Here is a 20,924-nt window from a genome sequence, read left to right as displayed (position 1 = left end):
ATCAAAAAGAACCTAAAGACTGAAGGGCCTCCCGGATCCTATTCTTAAAACTGATGACTGCCTGGCTTTGATCAGCGGTATCGCTGGTGTCGATGATATATATCTTGGATTTGCCGTTGATGAACAGTTTTACGAAAAAACCTCCCTGATCGGCACAATTCGGACATCCGAATGTTTTAGCGTTCCCCAGAACCAATTCGGGGGGAATAGAACCTAAAATCGACTTGATACGCTGGTAATCTTCAGCGCTTAATTCGTTTGGGGAATTAAAAGCAATATCTCCATTAAAATACTCCACCGACCGAGAAACTTCTAACTTGTTTTTACCGATTCGATAGGAGGTAAAACAAGCATCGTTGCATGGAGAAAAGGAAAGAAAAGGAGAGCTAAAGATCATAGCGTCTACCTGGTTTGAAAAAAAATCTCCGTCATCATCGTTGGTGCAGGAAAAAATAAATAAAAGAATAAAGGCGGTCAAAAAGGATTTGGTCAGATATTTCATGCTGAGGATATTTATTGGTTTCTTAGTATGATGTCTGATTGTCAGAGAGGTTGCGTAAAAGGCAATGTTAATTTTCATCTTATTTAAACCACACGTACCTCCGCTTAGCGGAACATTCTTTAATTTTATACGGTTTTAATGCGGTTAGCCTTCTGTTTTCCGGAAGCGTGGATCGCATAAATATTAATAACTAAATCCATAGCATGTTAAGATCTCAAACGGAAAGAATTAAAGATTCGGAAACCAGAATATTCAAAGCGGTTTTTCCCAATACCACCAACCATTATGACACTCTCTTCGGAGGTACGGCCATGCAGCTTATGGATGAGGTAGCCTTTATTACCGCTACCAGATACAGCAGGCAAAAAATGGTTACCGTAAGTAGTGATCGCATCGATTTTAAAAAGCCTATTCCGCATGGTACTATAGTAGAACTTATCGGGAAAGTTTCCTATCTCGGGAATACCAGTCTTAAGGTAAGAGTGGATATTTTTATCGAGCAAATGTACTCCCCTGAAAGAGAGAAAGCTGTAAGCGGAGAGTTTACTTTTGTGGCTATAGACGACAACAAATCTCCGGTCTCTATTAATTAATATCCTCCAACTGTAAAAGATCCCGTCTAAATACGACTATAAGCAATAAACAAAACTTATAGAGTAATTTGTTATAATAATGCTATAAAATGCAGAAAATAGGCTTTAATGTACTATTTTTGCATACTATTTAGAACTAATCTATTTATAAATGATACAAGTTTCTGAAACAGCGAAAAATAAAGTAATACAGCTTATGACTGAGGAAGGCTTTGATGCCGCAACAGATTTTGTGCGTGTTGGAGTGAAAAGCGGAGGTTGTTCCGGCCTGTCTTATGAATTGAATTTCGATAAGAGTCAGGCAGATGGCGACAAGCTTTTTGAAGATAATGCGGTAAGGATCCTGGTCGATAAGCGAAGCTTTCTGTATCTCGTTGGTACCACTCTGGAGTACTCCGGGGGACTGAACGGAAAAGGATTTGTTTTTAATAATCCGAATGCGCAACGCACCTGCGGTTGCGGAGAAAGCTTTTCCCTGTAATTGGCAGCAGCCGATTACTTAACTTCTCAAACAAATAAAATGGCATATACAGAAGAAGAATTAAAAAAAGAACTGGAGACCAAAGAGTATGAGTACGGATTTTATACCGATATAGAATCTGAAACTTTTCCCAATGGCCTCAATGAAGATATAGTTCGTGCCATCTCTAAAAAGAAGAACGAACCCGAATGGATGACCGAATGGCGTCTGGAGGCTTTTCGTATCTGGTCCGAAATGGAAGAACCGGAATGGGCGAACGTAAATTATGAAAAACCGGATTTCCAGGGTATTTCCTATTACTCTGCACCGAAGAAAAAAGACAAGTACAACAGTTTGGATGAGGTAGATCCGGAATTACTGGAAACCTTCAACAAACTTGGGATCTCCATAGAAGAGCAAAAGAAGCTTGCCGGAGTTGCGGTAGATATCGTTATGGATTCTGTATCGGTGGCAACAACTTTTAAAAAGACACTGGCGGAAAAAGGGATTATTTTTTGCTCTATTTCCGAAGCTATACAGGAACATCCGGAACTGGTAAAAAAATATATCGGTACGGTAGTTCCCCGGAAAGACAATTTTTACGCTGCCCTTAACTCGGCGGTTTTCTCAGACGGATCTTTCTGCTATATTCCCAAAGGCGTAAGATGCCCGATGGAATTGTCTACCTATTTCAGGATCAACCAGGCAGGAACAGGACAGTTCGAAAGAACCCTTGTTATTGCCGATGAAGGGAGTTATGTGAGTTACCTGGAAGGTTGTACTGCTCCGATGAGAGATGAAAATCAGTTACACGCAGCAGTCGTTGAGTTAATTGCTCTTGACGATGCTGAAATAAAATATTCTACAGTTCAGAACTGGTACCCGGGAAATGCCGAAGGTAAAGGAGGGGTCTTTAATTTTGTAACCAAAAGAGGGATTTGCGAAACCAACGCTAAAATCTCCTGGACACAGGTAGAGACCGGAAGTGCTGTTACCTGGAAGTATCCTTCCTGTATCCTTAAAGGAAATAATTCGGTGGGAGAGTTTTACTCCATCGCCGTTACAAATAACTACCAACAGGCAGATACGGGAACCAAAATGATCCATCTTGGAAAGAATACCAAGAGTACCATTATTTCCAAAGGTATTTCTGCAGGAAAGTCTCAGAACAGTTACCGTGGATTGGTACAGATCAATTCCAGAGCGGAAAATGCAAGAAACTTTTCGCAATGTGATTCCCTGCTTATGGGGAATAAGTGCGGGGCGCATACTTTTCCGTATATAGAAGCTAAAAATAAATCAGCTCAGATAGAGCACGAGGCAACCACAAGTAAGATTGGGGAAGATCAGATCTTTTACTGTAACCAGAGAGGGATAGATACCGAAAAAGCGATCGCCCTTATCGTAAACGGTTTCAGTAAGGAAGTACTGAATAAACTTCCGATGGAATTTGCTGTGGAGGCTCAGAAATTATTGGAAATAAGCCTGGAAGGATCAGTAGGATAATCAATTAAAGAAAATGAAAAAAATTGCAATTGCATTAATGAGTATAAGCCTTTTGGCTGCCTGTAAAAATGCTAAGGAAGATGCCAAAAACGATGCGGCAACCGAAGCAAAAATAGAAAAGCCAAAAGTTAGTTTAGAGGTTATTAACGGAGGAGACATTGTAGTGAATAAACTGGAATTGTTCTCTGAAGGTGATCTCTATAAGGGAGAATCGAAGGAGTTTGTAGATCCCATCTATGTTATTAATCACCCTAATGGGAAATTAATATGGGATACCGGACTTCCGGAAGGCCTGGTAGGGCTGCCGGAACCTTTTACCACTCCTGACGGAGCATTTACCGTTTCTAGAAAAGATTCTCTCGGAAATCAGTTAAAGACAATCGGCCTGACCCCGGAAGATTTTAAATATGTGGCCTTGTCACATATTCATTTCGATCATACGGGAACGGCTAATTACTTTAAGAATGCAAGCTGGCTGGTTCAGGAAAACGAATATAATTTTATTACCAGCGACAGCGTACAAAAGAATCAGGCTACTATTTATGAGCCTATCAAGGAGTTGACGAATGTTATTAAACTCAACGGCGATTTTGATGTATTTGAAGACGGGACCGTGATCATCAAATCAATGCCGGGTCATACCATAGGGCACCAGGTATTATATCTGGACCTCGGACTGGAAAGACCGATATTACTGAGTGGAGATCTGTATCACTTTCAGGAGAACAGAGACGGAAAGATTGCTCCTCAGTTTAATCACGATATCCCACAAACAAAGGAAAGTATGGAAGCATTCGAGGCATTCGCCGAAGAAAAAAATGCCGATGTTTTCATCCAACATAGCCCGAAAGATTTAGAACGATTAAAGGCCATTTTAAAAAAATAAAATAATTCGCATGTTAACAATAAAAAATTTACACGCAGGTGTAGAGGACAAAGAGATCTTAAAAGGAATTGACCTGGAGGTTAAACCGGGAGAAGTTCATGCTATCATGGGACCTAACGGTTCCGGAAAAAGTACATTGTCTTCGGTGATCGCAGGAAAGGAAGAATACGAAGTATCGGAAGGAGAGATCTACCTTGAAGGAGAAGATATCGGTGAATTAGCGGCAGAGGAAAGAGCGCATAAAGGGCTTTTCCTTTCATTCCAGTACCCGGTGGAGATCCCCGGTGTATCGGTTACCAATTTTATTAAAACTGCTATTAACGAGTCCAGAAAGGCAAAAGGTATGGAAGACATGCCTGCCAACGAAATGCTGAAGAAGATCAGAGAAAAAGCAGAATTACTGGATATAGACAGAAAATTCCTTTCCAGATCTTTGAACGAAGGATTTTCCGGAGGGGAAAAGAAAAGAAATGAGATCTTCCAGCTGGCAATGCTTGAACCTAAACTGGCTATTCTTGATGAAACCGATTCAGGACTTGATATCGATGCCTTGAGAATTGTGGCAAATGGAGTAAATAAACTGAGAAGTAAGGATAACGCAGTAGTGGTTATTACACACTATCAAAGACTTCTTGAATATATAGTACCAGACTTTGTTCACGTTCTGCACGATGGAAAGATCGTAAAATCAGGAACAAAAGAACTGGCTCTTGAACTGGAAGCTAAAGGATACGACTGGGTTAAACAGGAAGTTACTGCTTAAGCGGTTTAATGGATAAATAGAAGACTATGGAATTAAAAGATAAATTGGTTTCTTCTTTTATGGCATTCGAGAATCAGATAGATGTTGATACCTCGGTACACGATATCCGTTCTGAAGCGATAAAGATCTTTGAGGAAAAAGGATTTCCGACAAAGAAGGAAGAAGCCTGGAAATACACTTCATTAAACACCTTGTTAAAGAATGACTTTAGCGTCTTCCCAAAGGAAGAGGTAGCACTGGACTTTAAGGATATAAAGAAGTATTTTATACACGATATAGATTCTTATAAGATCGTCTTTATAGATGGTGTTTACAGCTCTCACCTGTCTGAGACCACTCATGAAGGAATGGACATCTGCCTGATGAGCGCTGCTTTACACAAGCCTAAATACAGGCCTGTTATTGATAATTATTTCAATAAGGTGGCAAAGACAGACGACAGTCTTACTTCGCTTAACACGGCTTTCAGTAAGGAAGGGGCTTATATTCATATCCCTAAGAACAAAGCGGTAGATAAACCTGTTCAGATCATTCATTTTGCCACGGGAAATGAAGCTGCTATCATGCTGCAGCCACGTAACCTGATCATTGTAGATGAGAACTCTCATATACAGATCATTGAACGCCATCAGAGTCTTACCGAAAATCCAGTACTGACCAATTCGGTTACGGAAATATTTGCCGATAAAAGAGCAGTGGTAGATTATTACAAGATACAGAACGATGTACAGAGTGCGTCCTTAATAGATAATACGTATATCTCTCAGCAAAGAGACAGTAATGCCAGTGTGCATACTTTTTCATTCGGAGGAAATATTACCCGTAATAACCTGAATTTCTATCACAAGGGAGAGCATATAGATTCTACCCTTAAGGGAGTAACTATTGTTGGAGATAAGCAGCACGTAGATCACTATAGCCTGGTACACCACGCACAACCTAATTGCGAAAGTCACCAGGATTACAAAGGAATCTATGCCGACAGGAGTACGGGAGTATTTAACGGAAAGATCGTTGTGGATAAGATTGCACAGAAGACCAACGCCTTCCAGCAGAATAACAATATCCTGATTAACGATAAAGCTACTATCAATACGAAGCCACAACTGGAGATCTTTGCAGATGATGTAAAGTGTTCTCACGGTTGTACTATCGGACAATTGGATGAAGAAGCATTATTCTATCTTCGTACAAGAGGGATCCCGGAAAAAGAAGGAAGAGCGCTACTGATGTATGCCTTTGCCAATAATGTTCTGGAAAGTGTAAAGATCCCCGAAGTAAAAAGAAGGATCAACAAGCTGATCGCAACCAAACTGGGAGTTAATCTCGGTTTCGATCTGTAAGCCTTAACAATATAAATTCAAAAAATACCCTGAAAGTTCATTTCAGGGTATTTTTTTATGCTTATTCTTTCCCGACTGCTGCCAGGATCTCTTTTAAAAAGCCATTAAAGTCATAAGATTCTGTATCCAGTCCCATTCTCACCACCACCATATCATGTGAGGGAATAATAAAGACCCTTTGGCCCTGGTAACCGTCCGCATAATAAATACTTTTGGGAACATCCGGTAAATAACCTCCTGCATTCAGCCAGAACTGGGCTCCGTATCGTTCTTCGGAAGTAGGAGTGGGCTGTACCACATAATCTACCCATTCCGGACTGAACAACTGCATCCCGTTCCAGTTACCTTTATGAAGATAGAGGAGGCCGAATTTTGCCCAGTCTCTTGGTGTTGCCCATCCGTAGGAAGATCCGACATAGTTCCCGGCCATATCGGTCTCTATAAGCGAGCTGTGCATCCCTATCTTATCAAGAAGGGCACTATAGGCAAAATCCAGGTATTCCTGATGGCTGGAAAATTGCTTCCTCAGGATCCCGGAAAGCAGATTGGTGGTCCCGGAAGAGTAATTCCAGTGTGTATTGGGTTCATATTTGGCCTTTTTCCTTTCCTGCACTGAAGCCATATTCTCTTCCAGGAAAAGCATCCGCGTCACGTCTGATATTTTGGTATAATCCTCTTCCCATTCCAGTCCGCTGTTCATCTGCAGTAAATTATGAAGGCTTATACCAGCTCTTTCATCATTTTTCCAGGCATCTACGGGAGCCGGATCCTGCACATCTATTCTGTTCTGATGCTGAAGAATTCCGTAAAGGGTACTTACAATGCTCTTGGTCATAGACCAGCCCAGGATACGCGTGTTTTTGCTAAAGCCGGAAGCGTATTGTTCTGCTACGATCTGATCTTTATAAACCACAACTACCGCCCGTGTTTGCTGATTGGGATTAGAAGTGCCAAAGGCATTGGACACCGCTGTTCTGAGTTTTGTGTAATCCAGGTTGCCAAAAAGGGTATCCTGCTGTTCCGCATCGCCATACGGATAGGAAAGTGAAGCATTTTCATGGCTTCTTCTGGGTTTCAGATATGGTTTTTCAGGATCGAAATCATCATTGATCAACACACTGCCCAGGCCTTCCCGATAAACCGCTGTCCGTTTCTTAAAACCGTAAACAGAAGCCGATGCACTTTTGCCATTGAGGTCTATTTCATCGGCGGCAATATTAACCGGAGCAAAACCATTGTCTATGCTGTCTATCACATCGAAGGAACGTTCCGCAACAAAAACGGAAGAACTCATGTTTTTGGCCGAATAACCGGAAATAATATTCAGTTTGGGATAGTTTAAAATAACCCCTACTCCCAGGGCGGCGAGTAGGATCAGAAGGATCCATTTTAATTTTTTCACTGTAAAAAATTTAGGTTCAGTATAAAAATAAGACTATTATGGAAATTTAAGTAAAGAGAGCACAAATAGTTAGTATTTTTGTGCCTTTAAAGATTGATATATGTTCGATGTTTATAAAATAAGAAAGGATTTCCCCATCCTCAGCAGAGAGGTGAACGGGAAGCCCCTGGTGTATTTTGACAATGCGGCAACATCGCAGACACCACAAGCGGTTATCGATACCATTGTAGATTACTATTCAAACTATAACGCAAATATCCACAGAGGAGTACATTATCTGTCTCAGGAAGCTACCGATGTTTACGAAGAGGCACGTAAAAAGATCCGGAAGCATTTTAATGCAGCCAGATTACATGAAATTATTTTCACCTCGGGAACTACACATAGTATTAACCTGGTGGCTACCGGTTTTTCATCTATACTGAAAAAAGGAGATGAGATCATCGTTTCTGCCCTGGAGCACCATTCGAATATCGTTCCCTGGCAAATGCTTTGCGAGCGTACCGGAGCTATTCTGAAAGTTATTCCTATGAATGAAGAAGGAGCCCTGGAGATGGATGCATATGATGCCCTGCTTTCGGAAAAGACCAAACTGGTATTCACCAATCATGTTTCCAATGCTCTGGGAACGGTAAACCCCATTAAGCAGATCATTGATAAAGCTCATGCTGTGGGTGCTGCAGTGCTTATAGACGGGGCTCAGTCCTGCCCGCATATCAAACCGGATGTTCAGGAACTGGATGTCGATTTTTATGTGGCTTCCGCCCATAAGATGTGTGGCCCTACCGGAGTGGGAATGCTCTACGGAAAGGAAGAATGGCTTAATAAATTACCTCCGTATCAGGGAGGAGGAGAGATGATTGCCGAAGTGACCTTCGAAAAGACCACCTATGCCGATCTCCCGCATAAATTTGAAGCAGGAACTCCCAATATCTGTGGCGGAATAGCTTTTGGAGCTGCTATAGATTATATGAATGCCATTGGTTTTGATACTATTGCCGCCTATGAGGATGAGCTCCTGAAATACGGAACCGAAAAACTGCTGGAGATAGAAGGGCTGAAGATCTACGGGACCACGGAAAACAAAACTTCGGTTATTTCCTTTAATATTGAGGGAATACACCCTTATGATATAGGGACCATTGTGGATAAACTTGGGATCGCGGTAAGAACCGGACATCATTGTGCGCAACCCATCATGGATTATTATAAGATACCCGGAACGGTAAGAGCCAGTTTTTCTTTTTACAATACCAAAGAAGAAATAGACGCTTTGGTAGAGGCGGTAAGAAAGGCGAAAATGATGCTTTCCTAAGAATTATCTTTTCAGTTTAACACGTATTCACGTTATTTTTCTGCGAAGAGAAAAAATTCATTGAAATTTTTTTCTTTTTCGTTACTGACCGGTTTTGTACTTGCCCATCGATAAAGTGCATAAAATCGGTATTGCTGTTCATCTAAAAAATATAACAAAAACTTAATGAATTGTTAATTTTTTATATATTCGGCTGCGAAAACACTAACTAAAATCTTAATTTTTATGAAAAGAATTTTTATGGGCCTTGCAGCCCTGGCTCTGATTTTTGCGTCCTGTGAAAACGACCAGAACGAAACCCCCGAAGTCCAGGCTGAAGCAGAAATAGACATGAGTGATTTTTATGTCTATACCGATGAAGTAGGAGAAGCTCCCATCACTTCTCAGGCTAATTCGGAAAATGCAGGCCTTATCTCCAGAAGCTGCCACTCCATGAGTGTACTGAACAGAAAACTGAGAGAAAACCCCGGACTGGAAAACAAAATGTACAACATCGAAAAACACACCAGAAAGTTCATTGCCGGTAAAAAAGGAAACGGCAATGGTAACGGCGGCGGAAGTGGCGGCGACGGCGGCGATGGTGGAGGTGGAGAACCTGTAGATGACGGACTTGGAGTGATCAACATTCCTGTAGTGGTTCATGTTATTTACAGTAACTCCAATGAGAACATCAGTGATGCTCAGATCAATTCTCAGATCCAGGTGTTGAACGAGGATTTCAATGCTACCAATTCTGATGTTGGACTTGTACCGACTGAATTTGCCGGAAGAGTAGCCGATTCAGACATTACTTTTACCTTAGATCAGGTAATAAGAGTTGCTTCTTCAACCAGTTCCTGGCCAACGAACGACTCTATGAAGTATTCTTCTAACGGAGGATCTGACGTGGTTAGCCCTTCTACCCATCTTAATATTTGGGTTGTAGGTGGTTTGACCAGCGGAGGAAGAACCATCCTTGGATATGCACAGTTCCCCGGAGGTGCTGCTGCTACAGACGGAGTGGTAGTTGCTCATAATTTCTTCGGAAACACCGGAAGAGTATCTGCTCCTTTCGACGGTGGGAGAACTACGACTCACGAAGTTGGACACTGGTTGAATCTTCGCCATATCTGGGGAGACGGAAGATGTCGTCAGGACGATTTCGTAGCCGATACACCTAGCTCGGATGCACCGAACTACGGATGTCCTTCCTATCCGACAGTAAACTGCAGATCTAACGACATGACCATGAATTATATGGATTATGTTGATGATGCTTGTATGTATATGTTCTCTGAAGGTCAGAAAGCAAGAATGCGTACTCTGTTTACTTCGGGAGGATCAAGAGAAAGTATCTTACTTCCATAAAACGGAATTTTATATTGAATTTGAAAAAGGCGTCCTTTGTGACGTCTTTTTTTGTATAATTAACTCAAAAAGTAAATATGAAATACTTTCTAACTCTGGCCCTGCTTTTAAATTTTAATTGTTTTAAGGCGGCTCAGAATCAATTTCAGGATATGCAAATTACTTATAACGCGGCTACACGAGGTTTTTATTTTAATGTCGAACTCAATAGTAAAGAGATCAAAGTAAGTGAAGACAGGAGTAATAATGATGTTAAAATTGCGACCATTACTTCAGAACAGTGGAAGGAGATCAGCTCCCTGATCGGAAACATAGATGTTGGCCGGATGCATGAGTTAAAAGCTCCATCCGAAAACCGGAATGTAGACGGAGCTGCATTTGCAGCTCTAAGTATTGAAAATTATAAGGGTTTGTCTAACGAGGCGAGCTTTGATCACGGAAATCCTCCTCCGCAAATAAAACAATTGATAGATAGAATACTATCATTGGCGGAAACTGTTGAATAGCAGAGATTCTTATTGTATTTTTGCATAAAAATTTGTGAATGACCATACAGGATATACAGAATGATATAGTAGACGAGTTTTCCATGTTTGACGACTGGATGCAGCGCTATGAATATATGATAGAATTGGGGAAGTCACTTCCGCTGATTGAGGAACAATACAAAACAGAAGAAAATATTATAAAAGGGTGTCAGAGTAAAGTATGGGTACATGCCGAACTGGAAGATGACAAACTGCTTTTTACGGCGGACAGTGATGCCATTATTACCAAAGGGATCATTGCTATCCTTATCAGGGCGTTCTCCGGTCAGAAGCCCCAGGATATCATAAATGCAGATACCTCTTTTATTGATGATATAGGTTTGAAGGAGCACCTTTCCCCGACCAGGGCAAACGGTTTAGTGAGTATGATCAAGCAATTAAAATTATACGCAATTGCCTATCAAACCCAGTTAAATTAGAAGATCATGTCAGAAACAACGATAGATACCCAGGAACTGGGTGAAAAAATAGTTCGCGTCCTTAAAACGATTTACGACCCCGAGATCCCTGTTGATATTTATGAACTGGGACTTATTTACGATGTTTTTGTAAACGAGGATTACGATGTTAAGATCCTGATGACCTTAACTACGCCCAATTGCCCGGTAGCGGAAACATTACCCGTAGAAGTGGAAGAAAAGGTCAAATCGCTTAATGTGGTAAAGAGTGCGGAGGTAGAAATTACATTCGATCCTCCCTGGAGCCAGGACCTGATGAGTGAAGAAGCCAAGCTGGAGCTGGGCCTTTTATAAGCAGGTAAAATATTCAGCATTATGGAAAAGGAAATTGTAAACAGAGTTGCAAATAGTAAGTTGATCACTTTCAATCTGGAAGATCACTACCCGGAAGGGAAGAGGGTCTTTTTTGATATTAAAGACTGGCTGCTTGAAGGGATTGTTCTCAGGGAGAAGGAATTCAGGAACTTTGTTCAGAACCACAATTGGGAGCAGTACCAGGACAACTATGTTGCATTGGGTTGTTCTACAGATGCTATTGTTCCTGCCTGGGCCTATATGCTTGTCACTTCACATCTGACCCCTTATGCCAAAATGGTAATTACAGGAGATTTGGAACAACTGGAAACGGTGATATATCAGAAGATTATCGATGAACTGGATGTGTCGGAACTAAAGGATAAACCGGTCATTGTAAAAGGATGCTCGGAGAAACCGGTACCTCAGAATGCCTATTTAATGCTGATGCAAAAACTTCAACCTCTCGTAAAGAGCCTTATGTACGGAGAAGCCTGTTCTTCGGTCCCATTGTTTAAAAAAAGATAAGATTTTGATTTTTATAACGTTTTGTTAATTCCAAACTATTAATATTTTTGCCCCGCAAATAGTTAGAACAACCAAACATTATTTAATGAAGAGATTATGTATTGTATGTCTTCTTATTTTAGGAAGCACAGGGGTATTTGCACAGGAAAAGAAAAAAGAAAAAGAAGAGCCCAAAGAAGGTTGGACAAGTGTTGGAAAAGCTACCTTCCTTTTTAATCAGGCCGCATTCTCCAACTGGGTTGCCGGAGGTGTCAACAACTTCTCGGGAACCATTGCTGTTAATTACGATTTTAACTACCTGAAGGGCAACTGGAATTGGGACAATAAGATCATTGCCGCTTTTGGTCTTGCCAAGGTAAACGGGAACAGATTTGCCAGAAAAACAGACGACCGGATAGAATACAATTCCCTTCTCGGTAAAAAGGCGGGGAAGAACTGGTACTATTCCGGTTTTGTAAACTTCAAGACCCAGTTTGCTTCGGGTTTCAGATTTGAAAATGATCCGGATACAGGTGAGGAGATCCGAATAGAAGAAACTCATTTCTTCTCTCCTGCCTACCTGCAATTCGGTCCGGGTATGTTATGGAAAAAGAGTGATAACCTCAAGATAAATATAGCTCCTGCAACCGCCAGGTTTATCTTTGTCGACAGCAGCCTTACCCTGCCCGATGCGGCATATTTCGGAGTAGAGGAAGGGGAGAGCCTCAGATTTGAGCTCGGGGGATCGGTCTCGGCTTATTATAAATTCGATCCGATCAAGAATGTAACTCTCGAAAATATCCTTAATCTCTATAGCGATTATCTGAACAGGCCGAAGAACGTCGATCTGGATTATCAGCTGAATATTGTAATGAAGGTCAATAAATACCTTACGACCAATCTCGCTTTCCAGACCATTTACGATGATAACGCCATAGGCCGCTTACAGGTAAGACAAATATTCGGCCTGGGGGTAAATTTTGGTTTTTAAGGAAACACTCAAACTTAAAGCTGTAAACTTTATAGGTTAAATCCGTACTGTAGATTCGAAATTGGGAGTAAATTCTGCTCTTAAGAGACGAAAATATGCCTTTTGTCGAAAATCCATTTCTACTTTCAATCCGTATTAATGTTAAAGAGTTGTCAGAAGTATTTTTGTGGCTCGGAAAACAAATCAATATTAGAAAGATGAAAAAAGTAGTATTAGGACTTGCATTGATAGCAGGTCTTTTTTCGGCAAATGCCCAGGATGACAAAAAAGAAGAACCCAAAGAGGGATGGAACAAGAGCGGAAACATCACCTTCCTGTTTAATCAGGCCTCTTTTTCCAATTGGGTAGCCGGGGGGCAGAACAATTTTTCCGGTACTCTGGGATTGAACTACGACTTTAACTATCTGAAAGGAGATTGGAGCTGGGACAATAAGATCATAGCTGCCTATGGTCTCACCAAGATAGAAGACAATGAGTTTACCAGAAAGACCGACGACCGTCTTGAACTGAATTCCCTTTTAGGTAAAAAAGCAGGTGGTAACTGGTACTATTCGGCTTTTCTGAACTTCAGGACACAGTTTGCCAAAGGTTATGAATTCGGTACCGACCCGGTAACCGGAGAAGAGACCAGGACAGAGCAAACCAGCTTTTTCTCTCCGGCATACCTGCAATTCGGTCCGGGTCTGTTGTGGAAAAAGAGTGATAATCTTAAGGTGAATATAGCTCCGGCAACTGCCAGGTTTATATTTGTAGATCCCGATTTTACCCTTCCGGATGCTGCTTATTTTGGCGTGGATGAAGGAGACAGCTCCCGTTTTGAATTCGGGGCCTCGCTCTCGGCTTATTACAAGTTTAACCTGATGGAAAATGTGAGCTTCGAGAATATCCTGAACCTCTACACCAATTATCTGGAAGACCCGCAGAATGTAGACCTGGATTATCAGTTGAATATCATCATGAAGATCAACAAATACCTTTCTACCAACCTCGCATTCCAGACTATTTATGACGACAACGCCATCGGAAGATTGCAGGTACGCCAGGTATTCGGCCTGGGAGTTAATTACGGATTCTAAGATCATATCATAAAATCTACTAAACCCTGACATTTATCGTCAGGGTTTTTTATTTTTAGAGGATCAATATTAGTTTTATGGAAGACGGGGATCATATTTTTATAAACGGGTATAAACATGTCAGGTATACACCTGCAGAAGACCTGGAAAGTGATATAATAGAGGAGAGCGATGCATTTTACCGATGGATCGATTCACGGAGATCGGTACGGGAATTCTCGGACAGGCCGGTACCTAAAGAAGTGATAGAGAATATTATTAAAGCGGCATCCACCGCGCCTTCCGGAGCTCATAAACAACCCTGGACCTTTTGTGCGGTTTCCAATGCAGAGCTAAAAAGCCTTATCCGGGTGGAAGCGGAGAAAGAAGAACTTGAAACCTATTCCAACCGTATGAGCGAACGCTGGAAAAAAGACTTGGCTCCGCTGGCTACCGATCATCATAAACCCTTTCTGGAAATCGCCCCCTGGCTTATTATCGCTTTTAAACGTGTTTACGAATATGACGAAAGCGGAGAAAAGCACAATAATTACTATGTAAATGAATCTATTGGGATAGCCTGCGGAATGCTTATTACCGCCATCCATAAAGCCGGCCTGGTAACGCTGACCCATACGCCGAGTCCGATGAACTTCCTGACGAGGGTCCTCAAGAGACCGTCCAATGAAAGAGCGTATCTCTTACTACCGGTAGGTTACGCCAAAGACCCGGCCTATGTGCCCGATCTCTCCCGCAAGTCCCTCGATGAGGTTTGTGTATTTTACGAATAGGATCAGTCGTACTCCTGGTATAGAAAGTGATTATAGGGAAACCTGCTGATATGGATCTTCCTGACCTCGCTGTATACCTTTTTCCTGAAATCTTCCAGGTTCTCTTTGTTTAATGCCGATATGAACAGGGCGTTATCACCGACCGTAGACATCCAGGTATTCTTCCAGTCCTCCAATGTATAATGAACCTTGGTCTTTTCGGTAACCAGGTCATCTTCGTCTATGGTTTCGTGACTGTAATTGTCTATTTTATTAAAGACCGTAATAGTGGGTTTGTCTTTGCTGTCGATCTCAGCAAGGATAGAATTTACGGAAGCTATATGCTCCTCGAAATTCGGATGGGAAATATCTACTACATGTAGCAGCAGATCGGCCTCCCTTACCTCGTCGAGGGTACTTTTAAAGGATTCTACAAGCTGTGTTGGAAGCTTACGGATAAAACCTACGGTATCACTTAGCAGAAAAGGAAGGTTTCTGATCACTACTTTCCGTACCGTAGTATCCAGGGTTGCAAATAATTTATTTTCGGCAAAGACTTCACTTTTACTGATGACATTCATAAGGGTGGATTTCCCAACGTTGGTGTATCCAACCAAAGCCACACGAACCAGGGCTCCCCTATTGCTTCTCTGGGTGGCCATTTGTTTGTCTATGGTAACCAGCTTTTTTTTCAGCAATGAAATACGGTCACGTACGATCCTTCTATCCGTTTCTATCTCTGTCTCCCCCGGACCACGCATTCCGATACCCCCTCGCTGACGCTCAAGGTGTGTCCATAAACCTGCCAGCCTGGGAAGTAAATACTGATATTGAGCAAGTTCAACCTGGGTCCTGGCATAACTGGTCTGAGCGCGCTGCGCAAAAATATCCAGGATCAGACTGGTCCGGTCAAGGATCTTACAACGAAGGATCTTTTCGATATTTTTTTGCTGGGCCGGGCTGAGTTCGTCGTCAAAAACCACAGTTCCGATTTCCTCATTCTTCACAAAAACGGCTACTTCTTCCATTTTTCCCGCCCCGATAAAAGTCTTCGGATTGGGAATATCGATCCGCTGCGTAAAACGTTTTATAACCTCTCCGCCCGCCGTATACGTAAGAAACTCTAACTCATCCAGATATTCTTTAGACTTTTCTTCATCCTGTTGCTGATTCACAACACCTATCAATACAACTTTTTCGTAATCTAATGTCTTTTTCTCTAGCATAAATCAAATTATGCTGCAAAGTTACGTAATTGATTCTTTTGGATTTTAGTATTTTTAGCCGAGAATACTAAAAGAAAAGCCCGATGAGTTCTTCTTCTTCAGCATCACATAAGATCGGCAGTTTACACACCGTTGCATTCTATAACCTGGAAAATCTTTTCGATACCAAAAATGATTCGAAAACTTTGGATGATGACTTTACCCCTAAGGGGTTTAAGAAATGGAATAAGAAGCGCTATCACGGAAAACTGCGTAAGCTGAGCAAGGCGATCTCGAATGTCGGAAGGGATAAGAACGGCAATGCTCCTGTGATCGTCGGCCTGGCCGAAGTGGAGAACAAGGGAGTGATCAAAGACCTGATAGGAACCAAGCATCTGCGCAAAAAAGGATTCGGCTATGTGCATTACGATTCTCCGGATGAAAGAGGAATAGATGTGGCCCTTATTTACCAGGAAGAATACTTTACAATTATTCATTCGGAAGTGATCCCGCTAATGGTTTATAATGAAGAAGGGCAGAGAGATTTTACCAGGGATATCCTCTATGTAAACGGGCGTTTAAATAATGAAACGGTACATATTCTGGTCAACCACTGGCCATCCCGGCGAAGCGGATCTGATGAAACCTCCTATAAAAGGGTGGAAGCTGCCAAAACGGTAAGGCATGCCCTGGACAGAATAAAGGGAGAAGAGGAAGATCCGGTTTTTATAATTATGGGCGACTTTAACGACGACCCCGGCAGTGAGAGTATTAAGGATCATTTAATGGGCCCCGATCTCTACAACCCGATGAGCAGGCTCCTGTCTATAGAAAGAGGTAGCCTTAATCATAGATTTCACTGGAACCTCTTCGATCAGATCATCTTTTCTCATAATTTCTTCGATCATAAAGCCGGTACCCATAAGTTTGCCCATGCCGATATTTTTGATGACCATTTCCTTAAAGAATGGAAAGGAAAATACAAGAACAACCCTTTCAGAACCTTTAAAGGGAGGAAATACCTCGGAGGATACAGCGATCACTTTCCCGTTTATATCCAACTGAAAATGCAATAGGGACTTCTCTTAAAATTACAGTTAAAAGACTGGTAGTCAATCTTTTTACAAGCCGTTTTCTTCGGGCCGTAAACGATCTACGGTTAAAACATATCTTCTTCTTGTTTTGTCTATGGTTTTTGTCTGAATATTAAACAAAATTCTTAATAAAATGCATTTCATATAAAAAATTAACCACTTTATAGATGATTTATTAAAATTTTAACATATTTGCTGAACTAACTAGGTATTAATTAAACTAACCATTTATGAAAACAAACTACTTTAGGAAAAGTATGTTGGTTGTTTTTATGTGTTCATTTGGTTTGATGTATTCTCAATCATCAAAACAAAGGGCAGAAATAACCAGAAATTACAATCAGCCCTATCTTGCTGCTCTTCAACAGCAATATTCTTTGAGGGCAAATCTTGAAAAAAGCAAAGCAATCCAGATGGCCGAACAAAAAGGCTGGGATGTGCTGAGGATCAACTCCGACGGATCTTATGATGAACTGATCAGAGTGTCGGAAGAAGGAAAACCTATCTATTACACAGTTTCCAATGTAAATGCTGCGAGGTCTACAAGGGCCAATCACCTGAATTCGGGAGGATCTCTCGGGTTAAACCTCAACGGACAGGGAATGACAGCCCATGTCTGGGATGGTGGGGCCGTAAGGACTTCGCACCAGGAATACGGAGGCCGTGTTATTATTAATGATGGTGTAACGGCTTTAAACAATAATAGTTTCCACGCTACCCATGTTACGGGAACTATCGGTGCAGCCGGTGTGGATGCAGCAGCAAAAGGAATGGCTCCTCAGGCTACTGTTAGAACCAGCGACTGGAACAGCGATCTTGCCGAGGCAACTACAGCTGCATCTAACGGAATGCTGGTCTCTAACCACTCCTATGGTTTTGCAGCGAGAAACCCGTTTACGGGTGCTGTTCAGATCCCTATCTATTACTTCGGAGGTTATATTGACGAATCGAGAGGATGGGACGAACTTATGTACAATGCACCTAATTACCTGATGGTGGTTGCAGCCGGAAATGACGGAAACGACAATACGGCCAACAGCAGTCCGCTGGAAGGAAATTCTCTTTACGATAAACTTACCGGGCATTCAACATCCAAAAACAACCTGGTGGTTGCCAATGCACAGGATGCCAATGTAAGTGGAGACGGTACCCTTAATTCCGTATCTATCAACAGTAGCAGTAGTGAAGGACCGACCGATGACCTGAGAATTAAACCCGATATTACCGGTAACGGTACTCAGGTATATTCTACTTTCGACAACAGTGATACCGCTTATAATTCGATCACCGGAACTTCAATGGCATCGCCTAATGTAACGGGATCATTACTGTTATTACAACAACATTATAACAATGTGAACGGGAACTTTATGCGTGCGGCCACCCTTAAAGGGTTGGCACTTCATACGGCAGATGATGCCGGGTCTTCCGGTCCGGATGCAATTTTCGGATGGGGATTAATGAATACCAAAGCTGCAGCAGAAGCAATTTCCCAGAATGGGAATGAATCTAAAATTGATGAACTGGTTTTAAATCCGGGTCAAACATATTCCATCACCGTAGACTCCGACGGAGTAAATCCTTTAATTGCATCTATTTCCTGGACAGATCCTGCGGGAACTGCAAATACGGGAACTATAAACCTTTCCACTCCTGTGCTGGTAAATGACCTCGATTTGAGAGTGAGCCAGGGAGGTACTACTTTTAATCCCTACAGACTAACTTCGGTTACGACCAATGATACGGGAGACAATATTGTAGACCCTTATGAAAGAATTGATGTAAACGGAGCTGCCGGAACATACACGATTACGGTTACCCACAAAGGTTCCTTAAGCGGAGGGAGTCAGAATTATAGTCTGATCATTACCGGACTTACCGGAACTCCGGTAGTTTGTAATGCAACTACACCTTCTAATGTATCGGTTTCCGGAATAGGATCTTCGGAGGCTACCGTTTCCTGGGATGCAGTTCCCGGAGCAACTTATGATGTGAGGCACCGTCAGACCGGGACCTCTACGTGGACCACCAATGCGGTAACAGGTACGACTACAACGCTAAGCGGATTAACTGCTCAGACAGAATATGAAGTTCAGGTAAGGAGTAAGTGTTCCGATGGAACCAATTCTGCTTACAGCACTTCTGTAAACTTTACAACCACAGAGGTACAACTTAATTACTGTGCTTCTCAGGGGAATAATGTAAACGACGAATATATTTCCAGGGTACAGCTGGGGTCTATTGATAACAGCTCGGGCTCCGGGAACGGATATACCGATTTTACAAGCATATCTGCAAATGTCCTTAAGGGAACTTCCTATACAATTACGGTAACCCCTACTTGGACGGGAACAGTCTATGCTGAAGGATATTCGGTATGGGTAGATTACAATAAAGATGGCGACTTCAGTGATGCCGGAGAACAGGTCTGGACACAGGCAGCTACTACAAGTACTCCTGTAAGTGGAAGCTTTACCATTCCGGCAACGGCCGTAGAGGGAGCTACCAGGATGAGAGTATCCATGAAGTACAATGCCATTCCAACAGAATGTGAGACCTTTACTTACGGGGAGGTGGAAGACTATACCCTGAATATCGGCGCGGGAACACCCGATACCGAAGCGCCCAGCGTACCGGCCAATCTGACGGCTTCCAATATTACCCAAACAACAGTCGATCTTTCCTGGACAGCTTCTACAGATAATGTAGGCGTAACAGAATACGATGTGTACCAGGGAGCAAATGTTGTTGCTTCCGTAGCCGGGACTTCTCACCAGGTTACTGGCCTGACTGCAGATACCGCATACAGCTTTAGCGTAAGAGCAAAAGATGCAGCCGGAAATGAATCAGCAGCCAGTAATGCGGTTAACGTAACCACTCTGGCAGGAGGAGGATCAACAACCGTTACCTTACATGAAGGTTTCTTTGAAACCGGACTGGACGGATGGATAGACGGTGGGGGTGATTGTGCACGAGTGAGTTCTTCTTTCTCTTTTGAAGGATCTTATTCGGTACGACTAAGAGATAATTCCGGAACACGCTCGTCAATGACCTTAGGATCTTTTGATGTATCTGCATACGACGAGATAGAAGTTAAATTCTATTTCTATCCTAACAGTATGGAGAGCGGAGAAGATTTCTGGGTCCGCTATCACGATGGGAACGGATGGAATACGGTGGCTGCCTTTGCCAGCGGAACCGACTTTACCAACGGTTCTTTCTATTCGGCAACAGTTACCATAAGTGCAGCGGATTATAACTTCCCGTCCAATGCACAATTCAGGATACAGTGTGATGCCAGCGCTAACGCAGATCAGGTATACATAGATCAGATAACGATCAAGGCTTCCAGCGGAATCGCTACAGCCAGTAGCTTCGATATTTCATCAGTGGGTGGATTTAACCAGGTCAATACCGGAGACCTCACCAATAATTTTTCTGAAGGCGACTTTATAATGTACCCGAACCCGGTTGTCGGCGATATCATCAACCTGCGTTTAGGAAACAGTAACGATATGACCTATAAGATCGTTAACCTTATCGGACAAACAGTTCAATCCGGAAAGATCAGCCAGAATATTATTCAGGTCGGATCCCTGGAGGCAGGTATCTATCTCCTTGAGGTAAATGACGGAGAAGAACTGATGACACAGAAATTTATAAGACAATAAGTTTGTATTTCGTATATAGTACTATTTGATTAATTGATAAAACCGGGTCTTGACCCGGTTTTATTTTGATATTGGGTTCATTTGTGATAGTATCTTAACATCAGTATTTACAGGGGAAGGGAAAATACCAAAAGCAAAAACCGTTTTTTAATTACGGTTTTAACGCATCAGCTTTTACCTGTTTTTAAGCTGTTTTTTGGATAAAAGTGCAAAT

The 20,924-nt window shown here is 42.1% G+C and carries 20 protein-coding genes; 17 read left to right on the top strand and 3 right to left on the bottom strand.

Translation table 11 applies throughout. The features are described 5' to 3' along the window. Position 1 precedes the first annotated feature (1 nt). Positions 2-502: a hypothetical protein gene (locus tag GWK08_RS06910; protein ID WP_163606160.1), complete on the bottom strand. Its 501-nt coding sequence runs from the start codon at positions 500-502 to the stop codon at positions 2-4. A 203-nt stretch (positions 503-705) separates the two neighbouring features. Between GWK08_RS06910 and GWK08_RS06905 the strand changes: the two genes are divergently transcribed. The 6 genes from GWK08_RS06905 to sufD all read left to right on the top strand — a co-directional run bounded on the left by GWK08_RS06905 (position 706) and on the right by sufD (position 6,053). Then, complete coding sequence (locus GWK08_RS06905; RefSeq protein ID WP_163606159.1) at positions 706-1,095, top strand: acyl-CoA thioesterase; 390 nt, start codon at positions 706-708, stop codon at positions 1,093-1,095. 151 nt (positions 1,096-1,246) lie between these two features. After that, positions 1,247-1,576: a HesB/IscA family protein gene (locus GWK08_RS06900; RefSeq protein WP_163606158.1), complete on the top strand. Its 330-nt coding sequence runs from the start codon at positions 1,247-1,249 to the stop codon at positions 1,574-1,576. Between the two features lie 39 nt (positions 1,577-1,615). Next, entirely contained in the window at positions 1,616-3,061 is a 1,446-nt protein-coding gene (sufB, locus tag GWK08_RS06895) for a Fe-S cluster assembly protein SufB (protein ID WP_163606157.1), read from the top strand. A gap of 13 nt (positions 3,062-3,074) precedes the next feature. Continuing rightward, positions 3,075-3,947 (top strand): N-acyl homoserine lactonase family protein, encoded by an 873-nt coding sequence (locus GWK08_RS06890; protein WP_163606156.1) that lies wholly within the window; start codon positions 3,075-3,077, stop codon positions 3,945-3,947. Positions 3,948-3,957: 10 nt separating this feature from the next. Next, positions 3,958-4,710 (top strand): Fe-S cluster assembly ATPase SufC, encoded by a 753-nt coding sequence (gene sufC / locus GWK08_RS06885; protein ID WP_163606155.1) that lies wholly within the window; start codon positions 3,958-3,960, stop codon positions 4,708-4,710. 26 nt (positions 4,711-4,736) lie between these two features. Then, on the top strand, positions 4,737-6,053 hold the full coding sequence (sufD, locus tag GWK08_RS06880; protein ID WP_163606154.1) for a Fe-S cluster assembly protein SufD: 1,317 nt from the start codon (positions 4,737-4,739) through the stop codon (positions 6,051-6,053). Positions 6,054-6,114: 61 nt separating this feature from the next. Here sufD and GWK08_RS06875 read toward each other — a convergent pair whose 3' ends face one another. Beyond that, positions 6,115-7,455, bottom strand: coding sequence for a serine hydrolase domain-containing protein (locus GWK08_RS06875; protein ID WP_163606153.1), 1,341 nt, complete (start codon positions 7,453-7,455; stop codon positions 6,115-6,117). A 100-nt stretch (positions 7,456-7,555) separates the two neighbouring features. Between GWK08_RS06875 and GWK08_RS06870 the strand changes: the two genes are divergently transcribed. The 9 genes from GWK08_RS06870 to GWK08_RS06830 all read left to right on the top strand — a co-directional run bounded on the left by GWK08_RS06870 (position 7,556) and on the right by GWK08_RS06830 (position 14,761). Further along, entirely contained in the window at positions 7,556-8,770 is a 1,215-nt protein-coding gene (locus GWK08_RS06870; protein WP_163606152.1) for an aminotransferase class V-fold PLP-dependent enzyme, read from the top strand. 225 nt (positions 8,771-8,995) lie between these two features. Then, positions 8,996-10,117, top strand: a complete 1,122-nt coding sequence (locus GWK08_RS06865) for a zinc metalloprotease (RefSeq protein WP_163606151.1) — start codon at positions 8,996-8,998, stop codon at positions 10,115-10,117. 77 nt (positions 10,118-10,194) lie between these two features. After that, positions 10,195-10,623: a hypothetical protein gene (locus GWK08_RS06860; protein WP_163606150.1), complete on the top strand. Its 429-nt coding sequence runs from the start codon at positions 10,195-10,197 to the stop codon at positions 10,621-10,623. 38 nt (positions 10,624-10,661) lie between these two features. Then, on the top strand, positions 10,662-11,084 hold the full coding sequence (locus tag GWK08_RS06855) for a SufE family protein (RefSeq protein WP_163606149.1): 423 nt from the start codon (positions 10,662-10,664) through the stop codon (positions 11,082-11,084). 6 nt (positions 11,085-11,090) lie between these two features. Next, the gene (locus GWK08_RS06850; RefSeq protein ID WP_163606148.1) at positions 11,091-11,417 is read left to right on the top strand and encodes a DUF59 domain-containing protein; all 327 of its coding nucleotides are present in this window, start codon (positions 11,091-11,093) and stop codon (positions 11,415-11,417) included. A 21-nt stretch (positions 11,418-11,438) separates the two neighbouring features. Continuing rightward, entirely contained in the window at positions 11,439-11,945 is a 507-nt protein-coding gene (locus tag GWK08_RS06845; RefSeq protein WP_163606147.1) for a DUF2480 family protein, read from the top strand. Positions 11,946-12,030: 85 nt separating this feature from the next. Next, complete coding sequence (locus GWK08_RS06840; RefSeq protein ID WP_163606146.1) at positions 12,031-12,915, top strand: DUF3078 domain-containing protein; 885 nt, start codon at positions 12,031-12,033, stop codon at positions 12,913-12,915. Positions 12,916-13,112: 197 nt separating this feature from the next. Next, the gene (locus GWK08_RS06835) at positions 13,113-13,991 is read left to right on the top strand and encodes a DUF3078 domain-containing protein (protein WP_163606145.1); all 879 of its coding nucleotides are present in this window, start codon (positions 13,113-13,115) and stop codon (positions 13,989-13,991) included. 77 nt (positions 13,992-14,068) lie between these two features. Continuing rightward, positions 14,069-14,761, top strand: coding sequence for a nitroreductase family protein (locus GWK08_RS06830; protein ID WP_163606144.1), 693 nt, complete (start codon positions 14,069-14,071; stop codon positions 14,759-14,761). Positions 14,762-14,763: 2 nt separating this feature from the next. Here GWK08_RS06830 and hflX read toward each other — a convergent pair whose 3' ends face one another. Further along, positions 14,764-15,966 carry a GTPase HflX gene (hflX, locus tag GWK08_RS06825; RefSeq protein ID WP_163606143.1) on the bottom strand — a complete coding sequence of 401 codons (1,203 nt, stop codon included), beginning with the start codon at positions 15,964-15,966 and terminating at the stop codon, positions 14,764-14,766. An 83-nt stretch (positions 15,967-16,049) separates the two neighbouring features. Here hflX and GWK08_RS06820 point away from each other — a divergent pair, with 83 nt between their 5' ends. Together GWK08_RS06820 and GWK08_RS06815 are read left to right on the top strand one after the other, a co-directional pair. After that, a complete protein-coding gene (locus tag GWK08_RS06820) occupies positions 16,050-17,021 on the top strand; it encodes an endonuclease/exonuclease/phosphatase family protein (protein WP_163606142.1) in 972 nt (323 codons plus the stop codon). 248 nt (positions 17,022-17,269) lie between these two features. After that, entirely contained in the window at positions 17,270-20,710 is a 3,441-nt protein-coding gene (locus GWK08_RS06815; protein ID WP_239524864.1) for a S8 family serine peptidase, read from the top strand. The last annotated feature ends 214 nt before the right edge of the window (positions 20,711-20,924 follow it).

Origin of the sequence: Leptobacterium flavescens (genome assembly GCF_010671605.1) — a bacterium.
In the GTDB taxonomy this organism is placed as follows: domain Bacteria; phylum Bacteroidota; class Bacteroidia; order Flavobacteriales; family Flavobacteriaceae; genus Leptobacterium; species Leptobacterium flavescens.
This window is presented reverse-complemented; position numbering and strand designations above follow the sequence as displayed.

Bases quoted from the DNA above. Each gene is read 5' to 3' on its own strand.
- GWK08_RS06910 (WP_163606160.1), bottom strand. From the start codon at position 502: ATGAAATATCTGACCAAATCCTTTTTGACCGCCTTTATTCTTTTATTT.
- GWK08_RS06905 (WP_163606159.1), top strand. From the start codon at position 706: ATGTTAAGATCTCAAACGGAAAGAATTAAAGATTCGGAAACCAGAATA.
- GWK08_RS06900 (WP_163606158.1), top strand. From the start codon at position 1,247: ATGATACAAGTTTCTGAAACAGCGAAAAATAAAGTAATACAGCTTATG.
- sufB (WP_163606157.1), top strand. From the start codon at position 1,616: ATGGCATATACAGAAGAAGAATTAAAAAAAGAACTGGAGACCAAAGAG.
- GWK08_RS06890 (WP_163606156.1), top strand. From the start codon at position 3,075: ATGAAAAAAATTGCAATTGCATTAATGAGTATAAGCCTTTTGGCTGCC.
- sufC (WP_163606155.1), top strand. From the start codon at position 3,958: ATGTTAACAATAAAAAATTTACACGCAGGTGTAGAGGACAAAGAGATC.
- sufD (WP_163606154.1), top strand. From the start codon at position 4,737: ATGGAATTAAAAGATAAATTGGTTTCTTCTTTTATGGCATTCGAGAAT.
- GWK08_RS06870 (WP_163606152.1), top strand. From the start codon at position 7,556: ATGTTCGATGTTTATAAAATAAGAAAGGATTTCCCCATCCTCAGCAGA.
- GWK08_RS06865 (WP_163606151.1), top strand. From the start codon at position 8,996: ATGAAAAGAATTTTTATGGGCCTTGCAGCCCTGGCTCTGATTTTTGCG.
- GWK08_RS06860 (WP_163606150.1), top strand. From the start codon at position 10,195: ATGAAATACTTTCTAACTCTGGCCCTGCTTTTAAATTTTAATTGTTTT.
- GWK08_RS06855 (WP_163606149.1), top strand. From the start codon at position 10,662: ATGACCATACAGGATATACAGAATGATATAGTAGACGAGTTTTCCATG.
- GWK08_RS06850 (WP_163606148.1), top strand. From the start codon at position 11,091: ATGTCAGAAACAACGATAGATACCCAGGAACTGGGTGAAAAAATAGTT.
- GWK08_RS06845 (WP_163606147.1), top strand. From the start codon at position 11,439: ATGGAAAAGGAAATTGTAAACAGAGTTGCAAATAGTAAGTTGATCACT.
- GWK08_RS06840 (WP_163606146.1), top strand. From the start codon at position 12,031: ATGAAGAGATTATGTATTGTATGTCTTCTTATTTTAGGAAGCACAGGG.
- GWK08_RS06835 (WP_163606145.1), top strand. From the start codon at position 13,113: ATGAAAAAAGTAGTATTAGGACTTGCATTGATAGCAGGTCTTTTTTCG.
- GWK08_RS06830 (WP_163606144.1), top strand. From the start codon at position 14,069: ATGGAAGACGGGGATCATATTTTTATAAACGGGTATAAACATGTCAGG.
- hflX (WP_163606143.1), bottom strand. From the start codon at position 15,966: ATGCTAGAGAAAAAGACATTAGATTACGAAAAAGTTGTATTGATAGGT.
- GWK08_RS06820 (WP_163606142.1), top strand. From the start codon at position 16,050: ATGAGTTCTTCTTCTTCAGCATCACATAAGATCGGCAGTTTACACACC.
- GWK08_RS06815 (WP_239524864.1), top strand. From the start codon at position 17,270: ATGAAAACAAACTACTTTAGGAAAAGTATGTTGGTTGTTTTTATGTGT.